Below are 17,175 nucleotides of genomic sequence, written 5' to 3' on the forward strand. Positions count from 1 at the left end.
GCGAGCGTACTCGCCATGTCCGACGGGACCCGACGGCGGCGATGGGGCCGCCGCTACCGTGGCGGCGCCGCCGACGGGAGCGCACCGATGGACGTCCACCTCGCCACCCGCTGCCTCGCCGCGACCCGGATCGGCCTCGGGCTGGCGCTGTTCGTCGCACCGCGGCAGGTCGCCCGCGGTTGGATCGGGAGGGAGGCCGACGGGGCCGGCACGTCCGCCGCCGTTCGCGGACTCGGCGCGCGCGACGTGGCCCTGGGTGTCGGGATGCTCGCCGCGACGGGCCGTGACCCGGACCGGCGCGACCTGCGCCGGTGGATCGAGGCCGGCATCGTGGCCGACCTGGCGGACGGCGCCGCCACCCTGTTGGTCGGACGCCCCGATCGGCGCCGTGCGCTGGTCGTCGCCATGGCGGCATCGGGTGCAACGTTCGGTGGTTGGCTGCGCCGACGCCTGGGCTGACGCCACGCGTCATGTGCCTGGGCACGTCGGGGAATTCGACCGGGCGAGGACCTTCGGCCGGGGTCGGGGCGGGGCAGGCGTACCCGGGCGACTGATGCTGTGCGCTCCCCCGACCGTTGCAGCCGGAGCGAAGCGTGTCCGCCGAAGACCACAGAGCGTCGTCCGAAGTCGGGTCGGGTGGATGGGGTCGGCGGATCCTGCGCGTCGGCGCGGTGCTCGCCGCCCTCGTGCTGCTCGCGGCAACCGTCGTTGCCATCGCCTTCTGGCGGGTCCACGCCGCGGCCGTGATCCCCGACGCCGACGAGTTGGCGATTCCCGACCCGACCGTGGTCATCGACCAGGACGGCGAAACGATCCAGACCCTCGAGCCGGCGGCGGTCCGGGCCAACGTCGACCTCGACGACCTGCCCGCACACGTGCCGCAGGCGGTGCTGGCCGCCGAGGACCGAGGCTTCTACGACCACGCAGGCTTCTCCAGCCGCGGCATCGTCCGGGCGCTGTGGACCAACCTGCGCTCGGCTGAACGGCGGCAGGGAGCCTCGACGATCACGCAGCAGTACGTCGCCATGGCGGTCGACGACATCGACGACAGCTACGCCGGCAAGTTCCGCGAGGTGGCGGTCGCGACGCGTCTGGAACGCGAACTCGAAAAGGACGACATCCTCGAGATGTACCTCAACGCGGTCCCGTTCGGCCGCACCGCCTACGGGATCGAGGCGGCGGCACAGACCTACTTCGCGGTGCCGGCCACCGAACTCGACGTCGAGCAGGCGGCGGTGCTCGCCGGCATGATCGCGGCACCGACCGCCTACGACCCGGCCGACAACCCCGAGGGCGCCGCCCAGCGACGCGACTTCGTCGTCGACGGCATGGTCGAGATCGGCGCGATCGATGCAGTCGAGGCGGAACGACTCGTCGGTTCGGAGCTGCCGGAACTGCGCGACGAGCCGTTGTTCGAATTCGGCCCCGACGCCTACTTCCTCGACGCCGTGCGCGCCGCCGTCCCTGAGCTCCTGGGCGACGACCACGAACTCGATGCGGGCCTGGTGGTGCACACGACCCTCGACCGGCGCGCCCAAGACCTTGCCCACGAGGCGCTCGACACGCACCTCGCGGACACCGAGCACACCGGCGCCGTCGTCACCATCGAAGCCGACACCGGCGCGGTCCGGACCCTCCTCGGCGGGCGGAACTACGAGCAGCAGCAGTTCAACGTCGCCCTGCGGGGGCAACGTTCGATCGGGTCGGCCTTCAAGACCTTCACCCTGGCCGAACTCGTCGCACAGGGCTACGACCCCGACCGGACGCGCATCGACGCGCCCGAGGAACTCGAGGTCGAGCAGGAGGGCGAGGAACCGGCCGTCATCGGCAACTACAGCGGCCATGGCCACGGCGAGGTGGACATGCGCGAGGCAACCGTCGAGTCGATCAACACCGCGTACGTGCGGATGGCCGAAGAGCTCGGCTACGAGGCGGTCGCCGACCGGGCCGAGAGCCTCGGGCTGGCCGAGGACCTGCCCGCCTATCCGAGCCTGACACTCGGCAGCGAGGGCGTCTCGACCCTGCGGGTCGCGGCCGCCTATGCCACGCTGGCTTCGGGCGGTGTGCGGGCGACGCCGTACGTGGTCGAGCGCATCGAGTCGCACGAGGGCGAGGTGCTGTACGAGCACCAGCCGGACACCGAGGAGGTGCTCGACCCCAACGTCGCGGCCGTGGTGACCGACGTCCTGCGCGACGTCGTCACGACGGGTACCGGCACGGCAGCAGCCATCGAACGGCCCGTCGCCGGCAAGACGGGCACGACCAACGACAACGTGGACGCGTGGTTCGCCGGCTACACGCCCCAGCACGCGACCGTCGTGTGGGTGGGCAACGAGGACAACTCGCCGATGCCCGACGTCACGGGCGGTTCCCTCCCGGCGCAGGCCTGGGCCGACTACATGGGCGCGTTCACCGAGGCCTTCGAGGTCGAGGAGTTCCCCGAACCCGACACCTCGGCACTCGAGTCCTGGCGGGCGGTCGACGAGTCCACGCTGCCCGAACCCGAACCGGAACCCACGCCCGAACGCGAGCCGGAACCGGAGCCGGAGCCGGAACCCGAGCCCGAACCCACCGAGGAGCCGGAGGAGCCCGAGGAGCCCGAGGAGCCCGAGGAGCCGGAGGAGACCGAGGAACCCGACGCGGGCGAGGACGACGACGGCGACGCGGGCGGCGACGGCAACGGTGGCGACGGCGGCGGCAATGACGACGGCGGCGACGGCGGTGGCGACGGCGACGGTGACGGCGGCGACGGCGACGGCGACGGTGGAGGAGATGGCAACAACGGCAACGGCCGTGGCAACGGCAACGGGGGTGGAAACGGCGAAGGCGGCGAGGGATCGGGCTGAACCGTCCCTCCCGGGCGTCGGCCGGCCGCGCTGCCATGGTGGGCGACGAAGAAGCCCCGCCCGAGCGGAAGCTCGGGCGGGGCGTCGACCGGGGTGGGCACGGGGGGTATCGAACCTCCGACCTCTGCCGTGTGAAGGCAGCGCTCTCCCACTGAGCTACGTGCCCCGGGCGGCGCGCACCGTACCGCTGCGGGCCTCGCTAGGCCAACCGGTCCGTGGCGGACGCCACCGTCAGTTCGAAGGCGCCGTCCGACCAGGTGACGTCGCCGCCGTGTGCCCGTGCGACCCCGCGGGCGATCGCGAGGCCGAGCCCGGACCCACCCCGGTCGTCGAGGGAGACGAAGCGGTCGAACACGGCCTCCTCGGTCCCCGGCGCCAGACCGGGCCCGTCGTCGCCGACGCGCAGCGCCGCGCCACCGTCCTCGGTGGCATGGAGCGCCAGGGTGACCTCGCTGCGGGCGTGTCGCCGGGCGTTGTCGAGCAGGTTCGCGACGGCCTCGCGCAGCCCGTCGCCGTCGACCGCCACCACCAGGCGATCGGGCGCGGTCAGGTGCACCGACAGCGACGGTGCGAGCGCCTGTTGTCGTTCGATCTCCTCGCCGAGGAGCGCCACCAGGTCGACCGGGTTCCTCGCGGGCTCCTCCCCGCGATCGAGGTGGGCGACGCGGAGGAGATGGTCGAGCAGGCGTCCGGTCCGGGCCGCCTCGCGCGCCAGGTGGCCGAGCAACTGGTCCTGATGCGCGGGCGCGGGGCTGCGCAGGAGCGCCTCGCTGGCCGCCCGGAGCCCGGCCACCGGGGTGCGCAGCTGGTGGGCGGCGTCGGCCAGGAAGCGCCGCGACCGCGCCTCGGCCTGTCTTGCGGTCTGCAGCGCCTCGTCGAGCGGACGCAGCACCCGGTTCGCGAAGACGCCGAGCACCATGAGCGCGGCGAGAACGGCCACCAGCGATCCGGCGCCGATGGCGACGTACACCCGCTGCAGGGTGGCCTCGACCCCCGCACCGCTGACGAGCACCTCGACCTCGGTACCGTCGGGGCGCGTGACGGTGCGGCGCAAGTTCGGCTCGCTGAGCACCTCCGGGCGGCTGACGAGCCGTCGGCCGTCCGGCGCCGTGACCACCGCTGGGATGTCCCGTCGCTCCAGGGTGGCGTGCAGCTGGTCCGGGCTGCGCCCACCGAGCTCCTCCACCAGCGCGACCCGGGCCCCGAGCGCCCGCTCGAGCTGGCTGTCCAGCTCCTCGCGCAGGGTCAGGATCATCGCGAGTGCACCGACCAGCACGCCGACCGTCACGATGGCGACGAAGAACATCACCAGGCGGTGGCGCAGGGAGCGCAGCATCAGCCGCGCAGGACGTAGCCGACGCCGCGAACGGTGTGGATGAGACGGCTCCCCTCGGCCTCGAGCTTGCGCCGCAGCGCACTGATGTGGACCTCGACCAGGTTCTCGTCGTAGCTCTCGAAGCCCCAGACCAGCGCCAGCAGGCGGCTCTTCGAGACGACCGTGCCGATGTTGCGTCCCAGCGTCACCAGCAGGTCGAACTCGGTTCGGGTCAGCTCGAGCGGGTTCCCGTCGCGGATCGCGGTCCTGGCCGCCTCGTCGACCACCAGGTCGTCGACCTGCCAGGCGCGCGACTCCAAGCGCCCGGCGCGACGCAGGAGCGCCTGGATGCGTACGAGCAGCTCCGCGGTGGAGAACGGCTTGGTGAGGTAGTCGTCGCCGCCCGCCTCGAAGCCGGCGAGCCGATCGTCGAGTTCGCCGAGTGCGGTGACGAAGATGATGGGGATGTCCCCGCGGGCACGCACGAGCCGGGCCAGGTCCAGACCGTCGGGCCCATCGGGCAGACGCACGTCGAGGATCGCGAGGTCGGGTCGGAAGGCGTCGATCTGCGCCGCGCCGTCCGTGCCGTCGGCGGCGGCCTCGACCTCGTAGCCCTCGCCGCGCAGCGCGACGGCGATGGATTCGCGCAGGGTCGTGTCGTCTTCGACGAGCAGGATGCGGGGGGAAGCGGCCATGGCGGCGCATCGTAGGGCCACGGCGCGACGACCGGGTCATCGCGCCGGATCCGTGTCGACCTGGGGTGACTTGACGGGTGTGGCACGCTGGTGGCACCAGAGGAAGGAGGTGGTCCATTTTGGATAGCAGTCATCATGGGACCCTGGAGGTGCACGGCCGTTAGGTCGTCGCTGGTCAACCCGGCGGAATCCAACCGATGCACCGCCACTGCGCGCCGGTCGGGAACTCGTCCCGCCTGACGTTCCCACGGGTGGCGAAGCCCCCACGGGAGCGGTGCCAGAAGGTTCCACCAGCAGCAGCACCGGAGGGGGCGTGACCCGTCGTCACGCCCCCTCCGCCGTTGCCCGGGCCGGACGGCGCAGCGACCACGACCCGGACCGCTAGGCTCCCGCCGCCCTCCCTTCGCGAACGCGAGGCCCACCTGTCGTGGTCGAGTCCTCCAGTCGCGCGGCCGCCCGTCGGGACCTGCCGACGCCGCTGCGCGCCCTGCTCGTCGTCGCCCTGCTCTACGCCTTCCTCGTCGGGGTCGGACTGCTCGAGTCCGGCATCTCCGCGCTCGGCGAGGGCTTCGAGCAGGGGCTGCTGACCAACGTCGCGAACCCGATCTCGGGGTTGTTCGCCGGCATCCTGTTCACGGTCCTGGTCCAGTCCTCGTCGGTGTCGACCTCCACCATCGTCGGACTCGTCGGTGCGGGAACGCTGTCCGTGCCCCTGGCCGTCCCGATGATCATGGGCGCCAACATCGGCACGACCGTCACGAACACGCTGGCCTCGCTCGGCAACATCCGTCGCTCGGACGAGTTCCGCCGCGGTTTCGCCGGGGCGACCATGCACGACTTCTTCAACCTGCTCGCGGTGGCGATCCTGCTGCCCCTCGAACTCGCCACGGGCTTCCTGGCCGAGTTCGCGGAGGAGATCACCGAGCGGCTGCGCGGCACCGAGGTCTCCGAGGTCGGCACCAGCCCGATCCGGACCGCCGTCAAGCTTCCGATCGAGTTCGTCGAGGGCTTCCTCGACGGCAACCCCGTCGGCGGTCGTCTCGCCGGGATCATCTTCCTCGCGCTCGGCCTGGGCCTGATCTTCCTCGCGCTCGGCCTGATCACGCGCAACATGCGCGAGCTCGTGGCCGGCCGCATCGAACAGGCCATGAACCGCCTGGTGGGACGCGGCGGTGGCGCCATGGGCATCGTGGTCGGCATCGCCGTGACGGTGTCGGTCCAGTCGTCGACGATCACGACCTCGATCCTGGTCCCGCTGGTCGCGGCCGGCATCCTCACGCTGCCCAACGCCTATCCCATCACGCTCGGCGCCAACGTGGGGACCACCATCACGGCCCTGCTCGCATCGCTCGCGGTCCTGCGACCCGAGGGGCTGACCATCGCCCTGGTGCACACCCTGTTCAACCTCAGCGCACTGGTCCTGCTGTACCCGGTCCGCAAGGTGCGCATGCTGCCGGTGCGGATGGCCGAGGGTCTCGCCGATCTCGCCGTCAAACGCCGATCGGTGGTCTTCGGCTACGTGCTGGGCCTGTTCCTGATCGTCCCGCTTTTGGGGGTCTTCCTCATCCCGTAGCCTCATCCCGTGACCAAAGGGGGCCACACCATGCCGTTCGGGTTCCTTCGCGACGACGGCAGCGACCGCCTCGACCGGATCGAGGCGACGTTGCAACGCATGTTCGCCGACGACCGGCACGCCTTCGACCTCGCCATGTCGACGCTGCTCGGCGGCGCCGCCCCGCACAGCGTCGGGGCCGAACTGCGTGCCACCGACCACCACGTCAACGAGGCGGAGCGTGAGATCCGTCGCGAACTCGTGGTGCATGCCAGCGTCCACGGCGGGATCGACACGCCGGCGATCCTGATCTACATGTCGATCGTCAAGGACGTCGAGCGCATCGGCGACTACGCCAAGAACCTGTTCGATCTGGCCGCGGACGGCGCCCGGCTCGACCGCGCGTCGGATGCCGAGGCACTCACCGAGATGCAGTTCGAGGTGTCCCGGCTGATCTCCGAGGCCGGCGACGTCTTCGCCGCCCGCGACGCCGAACGCGCGCGGGACGTGCTGATGCGCGGCGACCGCCTGCTCGACGACTGCGATCACCGCGTCTCGGAGCTGGTCAAGGGCGAGGACCAGGGGCCGACCGCGGTCGCCCGCGCCCTCGCCTACCGCTACCTCAAGCGCATCGTCGCGCACCTGATGAACGTGCTGTCCGCCGTCGTGGTCCCCATCGACCGCCTGGACTACTTCGACGAGGACCCCGAGGACCGCACCTGAACCAGGGCTGCCGGGTCAGTCCGGTGACCGCAGGTCCGCGCGCAGGAGATCGGAACCACCCGGCGTGTCGCGCAACGGGCCTCGCTCGCGGGTGAGCAGCAGGACGTCGGCACCGTCGATCTCGACGTGTCCGGCGATCGCCCCGTCGACGATGGCGCGTGCGGGCACCGGTGGCCCGGCGCGGGCGGGAGCGGCCGCTCCCAGCAGCCACACCTCGATCCGCTCGCCTTCCGCCATGGCCGGCAGGTTGCTGACGGTGAACGCGACCTCGGTGTCGTCGACGACCACGAGTGCGGCCACCCCCTCGGCCGTGTCGGTCGCGACGGGAATTCCCGCCGACAGCTCGCGCAGCGTCTCGCCCCGGTAGCCAGCCGCATCCGCGTAGCCCGCGGCAGCCGTGCGCAGGTGCAGGTTCCAGAACGCCATCGCGCCGGCGACCAGGATCACCACGACGGCCGCCGCGGTGACATGGCGCACGCCGACCCGCCCACCGGATGCGGGCGCTTCGTCGTCGCCGTCGTCGCGCCGGGCCACCTCGGTCTGCACCTGCGCCCGCGCGCGCTCGTCGCGTTCGGCGGCGGCCAGGTCGGCGGCGAGATCGCGCAACTCCGCGACCCGGAGACGGCAGTCGCGGCAGCCGAGGAGATGGCTGCGGAACTCGGCGGACTCGCCGGCGTCCAGACCGCCGAGCACGTGCCCGACCGCCAGTTGCTCGAACCGCTCGTGCTCACCCCGCATGTCTTTGAGCCTACGCCCTGCGCGGGGTGCGTCGGCGTCCGGATGGTCCGGACCGCGCACGCCGTTCGGGCTCAGCAGGGGCTGCCGGGCAGGTACTGGCGCGGGTTGACCGCGGAGCCGTTGACCCGGGTCTCGAAGTGCAGGTGCGGACCGGTCGAGTTGCCGGTGCTGCCCACGGCCCCGATCCGCTGTCCCTGCGACACCGACTGACCGCGACTGACCGAGATCGAGCTCTGGTGTGCGTACGCGGTCACGACCCCGTCGTGGTGGTCGATGAGTGTCAGGTTGCCGTAGCCGCCCTGCCAGCCGGCGAAGATCACGGTGCCGGCCTTGCTCGCCCCGATCGCCGTCCCGGTGGACGCGCCCTGGTCGATGCCATTGTGCATCCGACCCCACCGCGGCCCGAACTCGGAGGTCACCGGTGCGCACAGCGGCCACGCGAACCCGGACGAGGAGGGTGCCGAGACGGACGCCGAGCCGCCGCTCGAACCGGTGGCGGATCCGCCACCCGAGGCGGCCGGGGCAGAGGCGGTGGCGGCTGCGCGACGCGATGCGGCCGCCTGGCGGCGGGCCGCTTCCTGCTGTTCGCGGATCAGGGCTTCGAGTTCGACCGACTCCTGCTCGAGGTCGTCGTGCTCGGACTCGAGCCGTCGCAGGTCGTCGCGTGCGGCCGCGGCCGCGAGCGCACGGCTCTCGCGCAGGCGCTCGACCTCGGCCAGCAGTTCCTCCTGCTCGGCCAGCATCGCCTCGAGTCGCTGCTGTTCGGCCGCCAGCCGCTCACGCTCGGCGGTCACCGCGACGTCCGCGGCCTCGAGGCTCTCGATGGTGACACGGTCGGCCTGGGTGATCACGCGCAGGTACGACGTCCGCGACATCGCGTCCTCGGCGCCTTCGGAGTCCAGCAGGAGCTGGAACGGGACGCTCGGCCCCTCCTTGAACATCCGTGCGGCACGTTCGGCGAAGGCGGCGGCGACCTGTGCGGCCTCCTCCTCGACCTCGGCCAGGCGATGCTCGGCCTCGCGCACCGCCCCGCGTTGCCGCTCGACCGCGGCTGCGACCTCGTTGACGACCGCCTCGACCTCGGCGAGGCGGGCATCGGCGTCCTCGAGTTCGGCGTCGGCCTCCTGGGCACGGTCCTCGGCACGTTCGAGCTCACGACCGAGTTCGGCGAGCCGGGCACGCGCCTCCTCGAGTTGGCGCTGCTCGGCCTGCTGGGCACCCGCGACCGTCGGCACGAGACTCGCCATCAGGGCGAACGCGGCGGCCATGGCCAACGCGCGCAGGGATCGAGACCTCACGGTTCCTCCGGGGGCGAGCACGTCCGGTGTCCGCGGTGCGGGATGTGCCGGCTGTGGGACGCACCGGGACGAGAACCAGGCGCGCGGCACAGCGGCGAACGGCGCCCCAAGTTAGCCCACGCGCCCCATCTGCGCACCTTCGGCCACCTCCGCTGTGGACGGCACCTCGTGGCCCCTGCCAGCACGAGGTGCCTGCGACCGCGGTCGTTGGTGTCCCGGTAGGCTCCGGCCGGGTACCCGGGGGTCGCGTCGGGGACCGCCATCGACGTTGGGGATGCGAAGCGCCCATGGGTCAACGCAGGCCGGCAATCGTGGCCGGCGGCATCGTCGCCGCCGTGTTCGTCACCGTGCTGCTCGCGATCGCCGGGCTGTGGCTGGCGCAGCAGGGCAAGATCCTGCCGAACACCCGCGTCGCGGGCGTGGACGTCGGGGGCATGCGACCCGACGACGCGGCCGCGGCGCTTCGCGACACCGCCGACCAGCGCCAGGCCGACACGGTGACCTACCGCTTCGCCGGGGTCGACCACGTCATCACGCCGGACGACGTCGGATTCGAGGTGGCACTCGACGAGACCGTCGCCACGGCCGCCGCCCGTGGGCGTGAAGGGCTCCCCGGTGACCTCGCGGTCCGGGTTCGCAGCCTGTTCGACACGCGCGAATACCCCCTCCAGGAGCGGTTCGACGAGCAGCGCCTGCGCACGCGGGTCGAGGAGATCGCCGCAGAGGTCGACCGCGAGGAGTCGACCGGCGCGGTCGTCGTCGACCCCGACACGTTGCAGGTCGAGGTCGAGCGGCCCCAGGGCTACGCCGGCGTCCGGCGCGACGAGCTGACCGAGTCGTTGACCGCCGCCCTGCTCTCCGCCGGTTCCGACCAACTCGAACTGCCGGTCGACACCACCGCGCAGCCGGTCTCCGACGAGGACGTCGACCGCGTCGCGAACCAGGTCGAGGGCGCGGTGGCCGAACCGCTGACGCTGCGCGCCGCGGGCGCCGAACTGACCCTCGAGCCGGCGACCATCGCCCGCCTGATCGAGGTGGCGGTCCGCCCGGCCGAGGGTGGCGACACGCCTTCGACCCTCGCCATCGAGGTGACCCCTGACCGCGTGACGGAGGTGCTCGGCGACGCCGTCCGTCGCTTCGACGTCGACCCGACCAACGCCCGCTTCGTCACCGACCGGACGCCACCCTCACGGTTCGACGCGCCCGGCTCCACGAGCTACTCCCCCGTCGAGGTGTCGACGAGCATCGAGGGCGGCACCGACGGCAGCCGGTTCGACCCCGAGTCGGCCGCCGAGCAGCTCGAGCGCCTGTTCGCCGACAACGTCCGCGAGGCGGACCTCGAGATCGAGGTCGTCGAGCCGGATCTGCCCGCGGACCGGGCGGAGGAACTGCGTCCGACCCACGCCATCGGGACGTTCACGACCTACTACGCCGCCGGCCTGCCGCCCCGGGTGCAGAACATCCAGCGCCTGGCCGACGTGGTGGACGGCGCCGTCGTCCTGCCGGGCGAGCAGTTCTCGATCAACGAGCTGTCCGGTGAGCGCCGCTGCGACAAGGGCTACGTCGAGGCCGGCACCATCGTCCAGGGCGAACTGGTCGACACCTGCGGTGGCGGCGTGTCGCAGTTCGGCACCACCACCTTCAACGCCGCCTTCTTCGCCGGGGTCCCGCTGGACCAGTGGAAGGCGCACTCCTGGTACATCTCCCGCTACCCGATGGGCCGCGAAGCGACACTGTCGTACCCGGTGCTCGACGTGAAGTTCACCAACGACACGCCCGGCGCGATCGTGGTCCGGGCGTCCTACACCTCCGAGTCGGTCACCGTGACGCTGTTCGGACAACCCATCGCCAGCACCGTCCGGGCCCAGCACGGCGAACCCACCAACCGGGTCGAACCCGAGACGATCACGCGCACGACGGACGAGATCGCGTGCGGCGAGGAGCGCGAGGTCCAGGGGCAGACCGAGGGCTTCACCGTCGAGGTCGTCCGGACGGTCGAGCGACTCGACGGTGGCACCGACCAACGAACCATCCGCACGGTCTACTCGCCGCAGAACCAGATCATCGAGCGCGGCGTCTGCTGAGCCGTCACCCGACCGGCCGGATGCGCACGCCGGGCGGTCGTCCCCACAGGCCCGGCCCCTTGCCGGCCGACGGCTCCGCCGGCCGCCGCGGCGGTCGTGGCAGCGGGTCCGCCACGGTGCCAGGACTCAGCAGCACCATGGGGCGGCGCCAGCGGCCCTGCGGTTCGGCGACCCAGCCGTCGATGCGTGCCTCGACGCTCAGGCCGGCGTCCAGGCGTGGCGCCAGTCGAGCCGCCACCTGGCGGTCGAGGTAGCCGATCCGCCACTGTTCGGCCCAGACGGCGACCGCGAACGGATCGGCCGGGTTGTCCGGCTCCCGCCGCAGCGTGACCTGCTGACCGGGATGGGGAGCCTGGACCTGTGCCGGTCGGGCGGCGAACGCGTGCCCGCGGACCGGGGTGCGAAACGCGCGGAGCGCGGCACCGATGGGTGGTGCCGCCGGAGCGGAGTGGCGCAGGTTGGTCACCCCGGCAGTGTGGCCGCGGGTTGTGACACCGCCTGGATGCGACGGGCGTCGGCGGCGACCTCGCACTCGTCCTCGCGGAGGCAGAACCGGCACCACGACCCGCCGCGGAGCCGCAGGGTGTCCGGCTCCCCGGTGGCGACGCGGACCAACTGGGCCACGCCGTCGAGCACCCGCCGAACCGTGACCTGCAACGTCTCGGCCCGCAGCGATTCGACCTCGGCCCGGCCCTCGGTGACGTAGTAGGTCGCCCAGCGAAACGGCAGCCGACCGCTGGAGAGCGAGACCAGCAGGGCGTAGAAACGCAACTCGTGCCGGTCGTGCTCCGGGCGTGGAAAGCCGGTCTTGAGGTCGACCACCAGGGTCCGGGCCCGGTCGTCGCGGCGCGGACTGGTCAGCACCAGGTCGGGGACACCGCGCAGGACGACCCGACCCTCGGCGAGCGCCACCTCGACGGGTCGTTCCACGCGCGCCCCGACGGCGGTCGGAGGCAGCGGCGGCCAGACCTCGCGGAAACCGGTCAGCAGGGCGCCGACCTCCTCGCGAAGGCCCGCGGCGTCGTCCGCGGGGAGGTCGTTGAGCCAGCGCGAGAGCGAGGCCGGGTCGCCGGGGCGGCGCGAGGCCTCGGCACGCCAGACGCGCCCCACGACGGCGGCGGGAGCGTCGGCGCGGCCCTCGTGCCAGTCCTGCTCGACCGCCAGGTGGGTCAACGTCCCCCGCGCGTTCGCCCACGAGTGGCGGTAGGGCTTGGGGTCGCGCTGCCAACCGTCGCAGGACAACCGGTCGAGGGCGCTCTTGGACACGAGCAGGCGCCCACGTCTGGCCGTTGCGGCCGCCGCGGTGAGGTCGGCCCCCAGAGGTGCCAGCCCGTCCTCGAGCGCCTCGCGCAGGGAAGCGACCAATGCGGGATCGTCGGCGGGGCGCGACTGGTTCCAGCCGAGCAGGTCCTCGGCGAGACGCGCCCGGGCCGGTCGGTCCAGGGCGAGTTCGTCGTGCACGTCGACCGCCCTCCCCCGCGGCCGGCCGGCCTCGCGTTCGCGGGACGGCCGTCATCCGCTTCCGGGTTCAGGCTACGGGCTGGGTGCGACGCGCCGGCGCAGCCGTCCCCAGCCTCGGCGTGCTCACGTTCCTGCCAGCGCCCGCAGGTCGGCGTCGGGCAGGTCGGGCGAGATCATCGTGCCTCCCGCCACCTCGAGCACGGGCACCCCACCGATCCCCCGTCCGCGCAGTGCGACCATGCGCTGCCGCAGGCGCTGTCGAGCACCGCGGTCCTCCAGCGCCGCCGTGACGGCGGCGACGTCCAGGCCGGCGTCATCGGCCAGGCGCGCCAGTTGCGCCGGTTCACCGAGATCGAGCCCGTCGCGCCAGTAGGCGCGAAGACAGGCCTGACGCCACGACGCGCCGAGCCCCTGGTCGAGGGCGACGCCCCCGACGACATGCGCGAGGACCGTCGCCGGCCGCAGGGCGGGACGGCGCAGCGGCATGCCCAGCTCGGCGGCACGGTCGGCGTACCGCTCGAACTCCGCGTACTGGTCCAGGGTGAACGGCAGCGCGGTGTCCAGCCCCAACGGGTCGAAGCCCTCGAATGCGACCGGCAGACCCTCGTCGGCGAGCCGCTGCAGCCGGAGCACGGCCACCACGCTGGCCGCCGAGGTGAAGTCGAAGTAGAGCGTCAGCATCGCGGTCCATCGGCGGTGGCGTGGCTCGAGCCTACGCTCCGCGGCTCGCATGCCGACGTCACCCGCTCAGCCGGGCTCGTCGCCCGTCGCGGCGGGTCGCTGCGGATCCGCGGACCAGCCCGACCAGGAGCCGACGTAGAGCCGACCGTGGACGCCGAGTCGTTCCAGGGCGAGCAGGTCGAGCGCCGCGCTGACGCCAGACCCGCAGTAGGCGACGACCTCGTCGGCATCCAACGCGCCGCTGGCCTCCCAGGTCTGACGCAGTCCCGTGTCGTCCCGCAACGTCTTGTCCGGCCGCAGGTTGGCCGTCGCCGGCACGTTCACGGCACCCGGGATGTGACCGGGTCGCGGGTCGACCGGCTCGCGTTCGCCGCGGTAGCGCTCGGGAGCGCGGGCGTCGACCACGACGGCGGCCGGATCGCGCACGAGCCGGGCGACCTCGTCCGCGTCGGCGAACCGTTCCGACGGCCACGCCACCACACGGCGGCGAACGGGGGTGCGCTGGACCGGACCGGACTCGAGCGGACCCGACCAGGCGGCGAGCCCTCCGCTGAGCAGTGCAGCGGGCTGGCCGACGATGCGGAGCAGCCACACCAGCCGGCCGGCGCTGCCGCCCCCGCCCTGGTCGTAGGCGACCACGACGGTGTCGTCGCCGATACCGAGCCGGCCGAGCGCCTCGGCGAACGCGTCGGGCGCAGGCAGCGGGTTCCGGCCGTCCGTCGCCTCGCCGGGACCGCACAGCACCCCGGGCAGGTCGACGAACACGGCACCGGGCAGGTGGCCGGCGAGGTAGTCGTCCCGCCCCTGGCTGCCGTCCAGCGCCCACCGGACGTCGGCGAGTACCACCTCGGCGTCGCGTCGCAGCTGCTGGAGATCGTCTGCGCTGACGACGGCCGGTACGGATGCGGACACGGCGGCTCCTGCAGGGGTGGCGGCGCCTGGCTCGGCGTGGCATCGGCGAGGGCGTACGACGCTAGCCCGGCGGTCAGTAGCCTCGCAGCCACGCCGTCCCCGTCTCTTGCTCGGAGTGTCATGGATCGCGACGCCACCAGCGCACAGGTGCGACTGCTCGGCGACCTGCTCGGCCGCACGATCGCCGCCATCGAGGGCGAAGGTCGACTGGATCTCGTGGAGCAGGTCCGGGCCCTGTCGATCGCGCACCGTCGCGGCGACGACGCGGCCGGCCCGCAGCTGACCCGCCTGCTCACCGACATCTCCGCGGACGACGCGTTCGTGGTGGTCAGCGCCTTCGCGGCCTGGTTCCGACTCATCAACCTCGCCGAGGACCAGGCGATGGTGCGGCAGCTCACCGCCGACCGGGTCCACGCCGGCGAGGCCGGTGAACCGCACAGCGAGACGTTGCTCGCCGCAGTCCACACCCTCGCCGAGTGGGGGCTGTCCGCCGAGCAGGCGGCGGCCGCGATCGCCGAGGTGCACGTCCGCCCGGTGATGACCGCGCATCCCACCGAGTCGAAGCGGCGCACGACCTTGACCAAGCTGGGTCGCATCGCGGGCGCGCTCCGCGACCTCGACGCCCACCCGGTCACGCCAGAGAAGCGGGCGCACCTCGAGCGCTACCTGGCCGAGGAGCTGGCCTCGCTGTGGCTCACCGACGAGACCCGAATCCGGCCACCGTCGGTCATCGAGGAGGTGCGCAACGGGCTGTACTGGACCGAGGCGGTGCTGTTCGACCTCGTGCCCCGCCTGCACCGGGACCTGCGTGACGCCTTCGACGCGGTCTACCCCGACCAGCCCGTCGAGGTGGACAACTTCCTGCGCCTGGGCTCCTGGATCGGCGGTGACCGGGACGGCAACCCGAAGGTGACCCCCGAGGTCACGGAACAGACCCTGCGCGAACACCAGCTGATGTCGCTCAAGCTGCTGCGCCGCAGCATCGACCGCCTGCACGCGCACCTGTCGGTCAGTGCCCGGCGCGGGACCAGCGACGAGCTCGCCGCCCGCCTGGACGAGCTGCGGCGCCTCCTGCCCGAGGAATCGGCCGACGTCGAACGCCGCTATCCCTCGCAGCCCCATCGCCAGTTCCTCGCGCTGGTCTACCAGGTGCTGCTGCACACCGAGCGCCTCGCCCGGCGGCCGTGGCGGCTCGACCCCGAGGTCGACCCGCGCAGCTACACCCACGCGGGGGAACTCGTCGCCGATCTCGAACTCCTGCGCGCCAGCCTGCGTTCGGCCGGCGCCGAGCTCATCGCCGACGGTCGTCTCCGCTCGCTGCAGATCCAGGCCGAGGTGTTCGGTTTCCACCTCGTGACCCTCGACGTGCGTCAGCACGCGCGCCGTCATGCCGCAGCGCTGGGCACGGTGCTGCGCCAGTACGGCGAGGAACAGGACTACGAGCAGCTGCCCGAGGCCGAACGGGTCGCGCTCCTCACCGCGGAACTGCGCAGTCTGCGGCCGCTCACCCCCGCCGTCCTGGCCTTCGACGACGAGACCAACGAGACCTTGGAGGTGTTCCGGGTCATCCGTCGCGCCCACGAGCGCCTCGGCGCCGACGCGATCGACACCTACATCATCTCGATGACCGAACAGGTGTCGGACGTGCTCTCGGTCCTGGTCATGGCGCGCGACGCCGGGTGCGACCGCGGACTCGACGTCGTTCCCCTGTTCGAGACCGTGGACGACCTGGTGAACGCACCACGTGTCCTCGAGGAACTCCTGACCTGTGCGCCCTACCGCGAACACGTCCGCGACCGCGGCGACCACCAGCAGCTGATGATCGGCTACAGCGACTCGAACAAGGACGCCGGCTACCTGGCGGCGACGTGGCAGCTGCACCGCGCCCAGCGTGAGCTGGTCCGGGTCGCGGACGCGCACGGGGTGAAGCTGACGGTGTTCCACGGACGCGGCGGCAGCATCGGCCGCGGCGGCGGGCCTGCCAACGCCGCCATCCGGGCCCAGCCGCCCGAAGCGGTCCGCGGGCGCCTGAAGCTCACCGAGCAGGGCGAGGTCATCGCGGCCCGCTACCGCGACCCCGTGCTGGCCCACCGTCACCTCGAGCAGATCCTGCACGCCGTGCTGCTGACCGCGGCTCCCGACCGGCCGCCCACGACCGACGCGCGGACCGACGAGCTGCTCGACGAGTTGGCCGCCCTGGCCCGCAAGGCCTACCGCGAGCTGGTGCACGACACCCCGGAGCTGGTGGACTACCTCCACGAGGCGACCCCGCTCGACGCGATCGGTGAGCTCAACATCGCCTCCCGACCGGCACGTCGCCAGGCGGGTCGTGGCATCGAGGACCTGCGCGCCATCCCGTGGGTGTTCGCCTGGACCCAGTGCCGCGTGCACCTGCCCGCCTGGTACGGGCTCGGCTCCGCCCTGCACGAGTGGGCCGGCGACGACCCGGCCCGGTGGACCCAACTCCAGGAGCTGGTGGCCGGCAGCCCCCTGGTCCAGACCATCCTGGACAACGTCGAGATGGCGCTCGCGAAGGCGGACCTGCGCATCGCCGCCTCGTATGCCGCGCTCGCCCGACCCGAGACCCGCGACGTGGTGTTCCCGCGACTGCGCGCCGAGTACGACCGCACCGCGTCCGCCCTGCTGCGCATCCGCGGTCACGACCAGCTCGTCGGGCACGACGCCGACCTCGCCGAGGTGCTGCGGTTGCGCGATCCCTACCTCGACCCGCTGCACGGGGTCCAGGTGGCCCTGCTCCACCGGCTGCGCGAGGAACACGACGACGCCACGGCCGAGCTGCTGCGTGAGGCGGTGTTGGTGGCCACCAACGGCATCGCGGCCGGGCAGCGCAACACCGGCTGACCACGCCA

General features: G+C 72.6%; 14 protein-coding genes and 1 tRNA gene. 6 read left to right on the plus strand and 9 right to left on the minus strand.

Features of this window, described 5'->3' with window-relative positions; genetic code table 11:
- The first annotated feature begins 15 nt into the window (after positions 1 to 15).
- Positions 16 to 459: a hypothetical protein gene (locus ACERMF_RS08990; protein ID WP_373668724.1), complete on the plus strand. Its 444-nt coding sequence runs from the start codon at positions 16 to 18 to the stop codon at positions 457 to 459.
- A gap of 134 nt (positions 460 to 593) precedes the next feature.
- Positions 594 to 2,846, plus strand: coding sequence for a transglycosylase domain-containing protein (locus ACERMF_RS08995; protein WP_373668725.1), 2,253 nt, complete (start codon positions 594 to 596; stop codon positions 2,844 to 2,846).
- Positions 2,847 to 2,940: 94 nt separating this feature from the next.
- Here the strand turns inward: ACERMF_RS08995 and ACERMF_RS09000 are convergent.
- From ACERMF_RS09000 to ACERMF_RS09010, 3 genes are all read right to left on the minus strand, one after another.
- Positions 2,941 to 3,012 (minus strand) — tRNA-Val (locus ACERMF_RS09000).
- Positions 3,013 to 3,045: 33 nt separating this feature from the next.
- On the minus strand, positions 3,046 to 4,182 hold the full coding sequence (locus ACERMF_RS09005; RefSeq protein ID WP_373668726.1) for a sensor histidine kinase: 1,137 nt from the start codon (positions 4,180 to 4,182) through the stop codon (positions 3,046 to 3,048).
- On the minus strand, positions 4,182 to 4,856 hold the full coding sequence (locus ACERMF_RS09010; RefSeq protein ID WP_373668727.1) for a response regulator transcription factor: 675 nt from the start codon (positions 4,854 to 4,856) through the stop codon (positions 4,182 to 4,184). The genes ACERMF_RS09005 and ACERMF_RS09010 overlap by 1 nt, the downstream gene beginning before the upstream one ends.
- A gap of 427 nt (positions 4,857 to 5,283) precedes the next feature.
- Here ACERMF_RS09010 and ACERMF_RS09015 point away from each other — a divergent pair, with 427 nt between their 5' ends.
- Both ACERMF_RS09015 and ACERMF_RS09020 read left to right on the plus strand, forming a co-directional pair.
- On the plus strand, positions 5,284 to 6,429 hold the full coding sequence (locus tag ACERMF_RS09015; protein ID WP_373668728.1) for a Na/Pi symporter: 1,146 nt from the start codon (positions 5,284 to 5,286) through the stop codon (positions 6,427 to 6,429).
- A 30-nt stretch (positions 6,430 to 6,459) separates the two neighbouring features.
- Positions 6,460 to 7,131, plus strand: coding sequence for a PhoU domain-containing protein (locus ACERMF_RS09020; protein WP_373668729.1), 672 nt, complete (start codon positions 6,460 to 6,462; stop codon positions 7,129 to 7,131).
- 15 nt (positions 7,132 to 7,146) lie between these two features.
- Here ACERMF_RS09020 and ACERMF_RS09025 read toward each other — a convergent pair whose 3' ends face one another.
- A complete protein-coding gene (locus ACERMF_RS09025; protein ID WP_373668730.1) occupies positions 7,147 to 7,869 on the minus strand; it encodes a zf-HC2 domain-containing protein in 723 nt (240 codons plus the stop codon).
- Between the two features lie 71 nt (positions 7,870 to 7,940).
- Complete coding sequence (locus ACERMF_RS09030) at positions 7,941 to 9,167, minus strand: murein hydrolase activator EnvC (protein WP_373668731.1); 1,227 nt, start codon at positions 9,165 to 9,167, stop codon at positions 7,941 to 7,943.
- Between the two features lie 287 nt (positions 9,168 to 9,454).
- On the opposite strand from ACERMF_RS09030, the gene ACERMF_RS09035 reads away from it, so the two are divergent.
- Complete coding sequence (locus tag ACERMF_RS09035; RefSeq protein ID WP_373668732.1) at positions 9,455 to 11,251, plus strand: VanW family protein; 1,797 nt, start codon at positions 9,455 to 9,457, stop codon at positions 11,249 to 11,251.
- A gap of 4 nt (positions 11,252 to 11,255) precedes the next feature.
- Here the strand turns inward: ACERMF_RS09035 and ACERMF_RS09040 are convergent, their stop codons facing one another.
- The 4 genes from ACERMF_RS09040 to ACERMF_RS09055 form a co-directional block, all read right to left on the minus strand.
- A complete protein-coding gene (locus tag ACERMF_RS09040; protein WP_373668733.1) occupies positions 11,256 to 11,717 on the minus strand; it encodes an HIRAN domain-containing protein in 462 nt (153 codons plus the stop codon).
- Entirely contained in the window at positions 11,714 to 12,712 is a 999-nt protein-coding gene (locus ACERMF_RS09045) for a PD-(D/E)XK nuclease family protein (protein ID WP_373668734.1), read from the minus strand. The genes ACERMF_RS09040 and ACERMF_RS09045 overlap by 4 nt, the downstream gene beginning before the upstream one ends.
- 123 nt (positions 12,713 to 12,835) lie before the next feature.
- Entirely contained in the window at positions 12,836 to 13,393 is a 558-nt protein-coding gene (locus ACERMF_RS09050) for a DsbA family protein (RefSeq protein ID WP_373668735.1), read from the minus strand.
- A gap of 66 nt (positions 13,394 to 13,459) precedes the next feature.
- Positions 13,460 to 14,305, minus strand: coding sequence for a sulfurtransferase (locus ACERMF_RS09055; RefSeq protein WP_373668736.1), 846 nt, complete (start codon positions 14,303 to 14,305; stop codon positions 13,460 to 13,462).
- 120 nt (positions 14,306 to 14,425) lie between these two features.
- Here ACERMF_RS09055 and ppc point away from each other — a divergent pair, with 120 nt between their 5' ends.
- Positions 14,426 to 17,167: a phosphoenolpyruvate carboxylase gene (ppc, locus tag ACERMF_RS09060; protein WP_373668737.1), complete on the plus strand. Its 2,742-nt coding sequence runs from the start codon at positions 14,426 to 14,428 to the stop codon at positions 17,165 to 17,167.
- Positions 17,168 to 17,175: the final 8 nt, after the last annotated feature.

This window comes from Egicoccus sp. AB-alg6-2, from assembly GCF_041821025.1.
GTDB lineage: Bacteria > Actinomycetota > Nitriliruptoria > Nitriliruptorales > Nitriliruptoraceae > Egicoccus.

Coding starts and splice junctions, on each gene's coding strand:
- ACERMF_RS09050 (WP_373668735.1), bottom strand. CDS start 13,393: ATGCTGACGCTCTACTTCGACTTCACCTCGGCGGCCAGCGTGGTGGCC.
- ppc (WP_373668737.1), top strand. CDS start 14,426: ATGGATCGCGACGCCACCAGCGCACAGGTGCGACTGCTCGGCGACCTG.
- ACERMF_RS09020 (WP_373668729.1), top strand. CDS start 6,460: ATGCCGTTCGGGTTCCTTCGCGACGACGGCAGCGACCGCCTCGACCGG.
- ACERMF_RS09010 (WP_373668727.1), bottom strand. CDS start 4,856: ATGGCCGCTTCCCCCCGCATCCTGCTCGTCGAAGACGACACGACCCTG.
- ACERMF_RS09035 (WP_373668732.1), top strand. CDS start 9,455: ATGGGTCAACGCAGGCCGGCAATCGTGGCCGGCGGCATCGTCGCCGCC.
- ACERMF_RS09025 (WP_373668730.1), bottom strand. CDS start 7,869: ATGCGGGGTGAGCACGAGCGGTTCGAGCAACTGGCGGTCGGGCACGTG.
- ACERMF_RS08990 (WP_373668724.1), top strand. CDS start 16: ATGTCCGACGGGACCCGACGGCGGCGATGGGGCCGCCGCTACCGTGGC.
- ACERMF_RS09005 (WP_373668726.1), bottom strand. CDS start 4,182: ATGCTGCGCTCCCTGCGCCACCGCCTGGTGATGTTCTTCGTCGCCATC.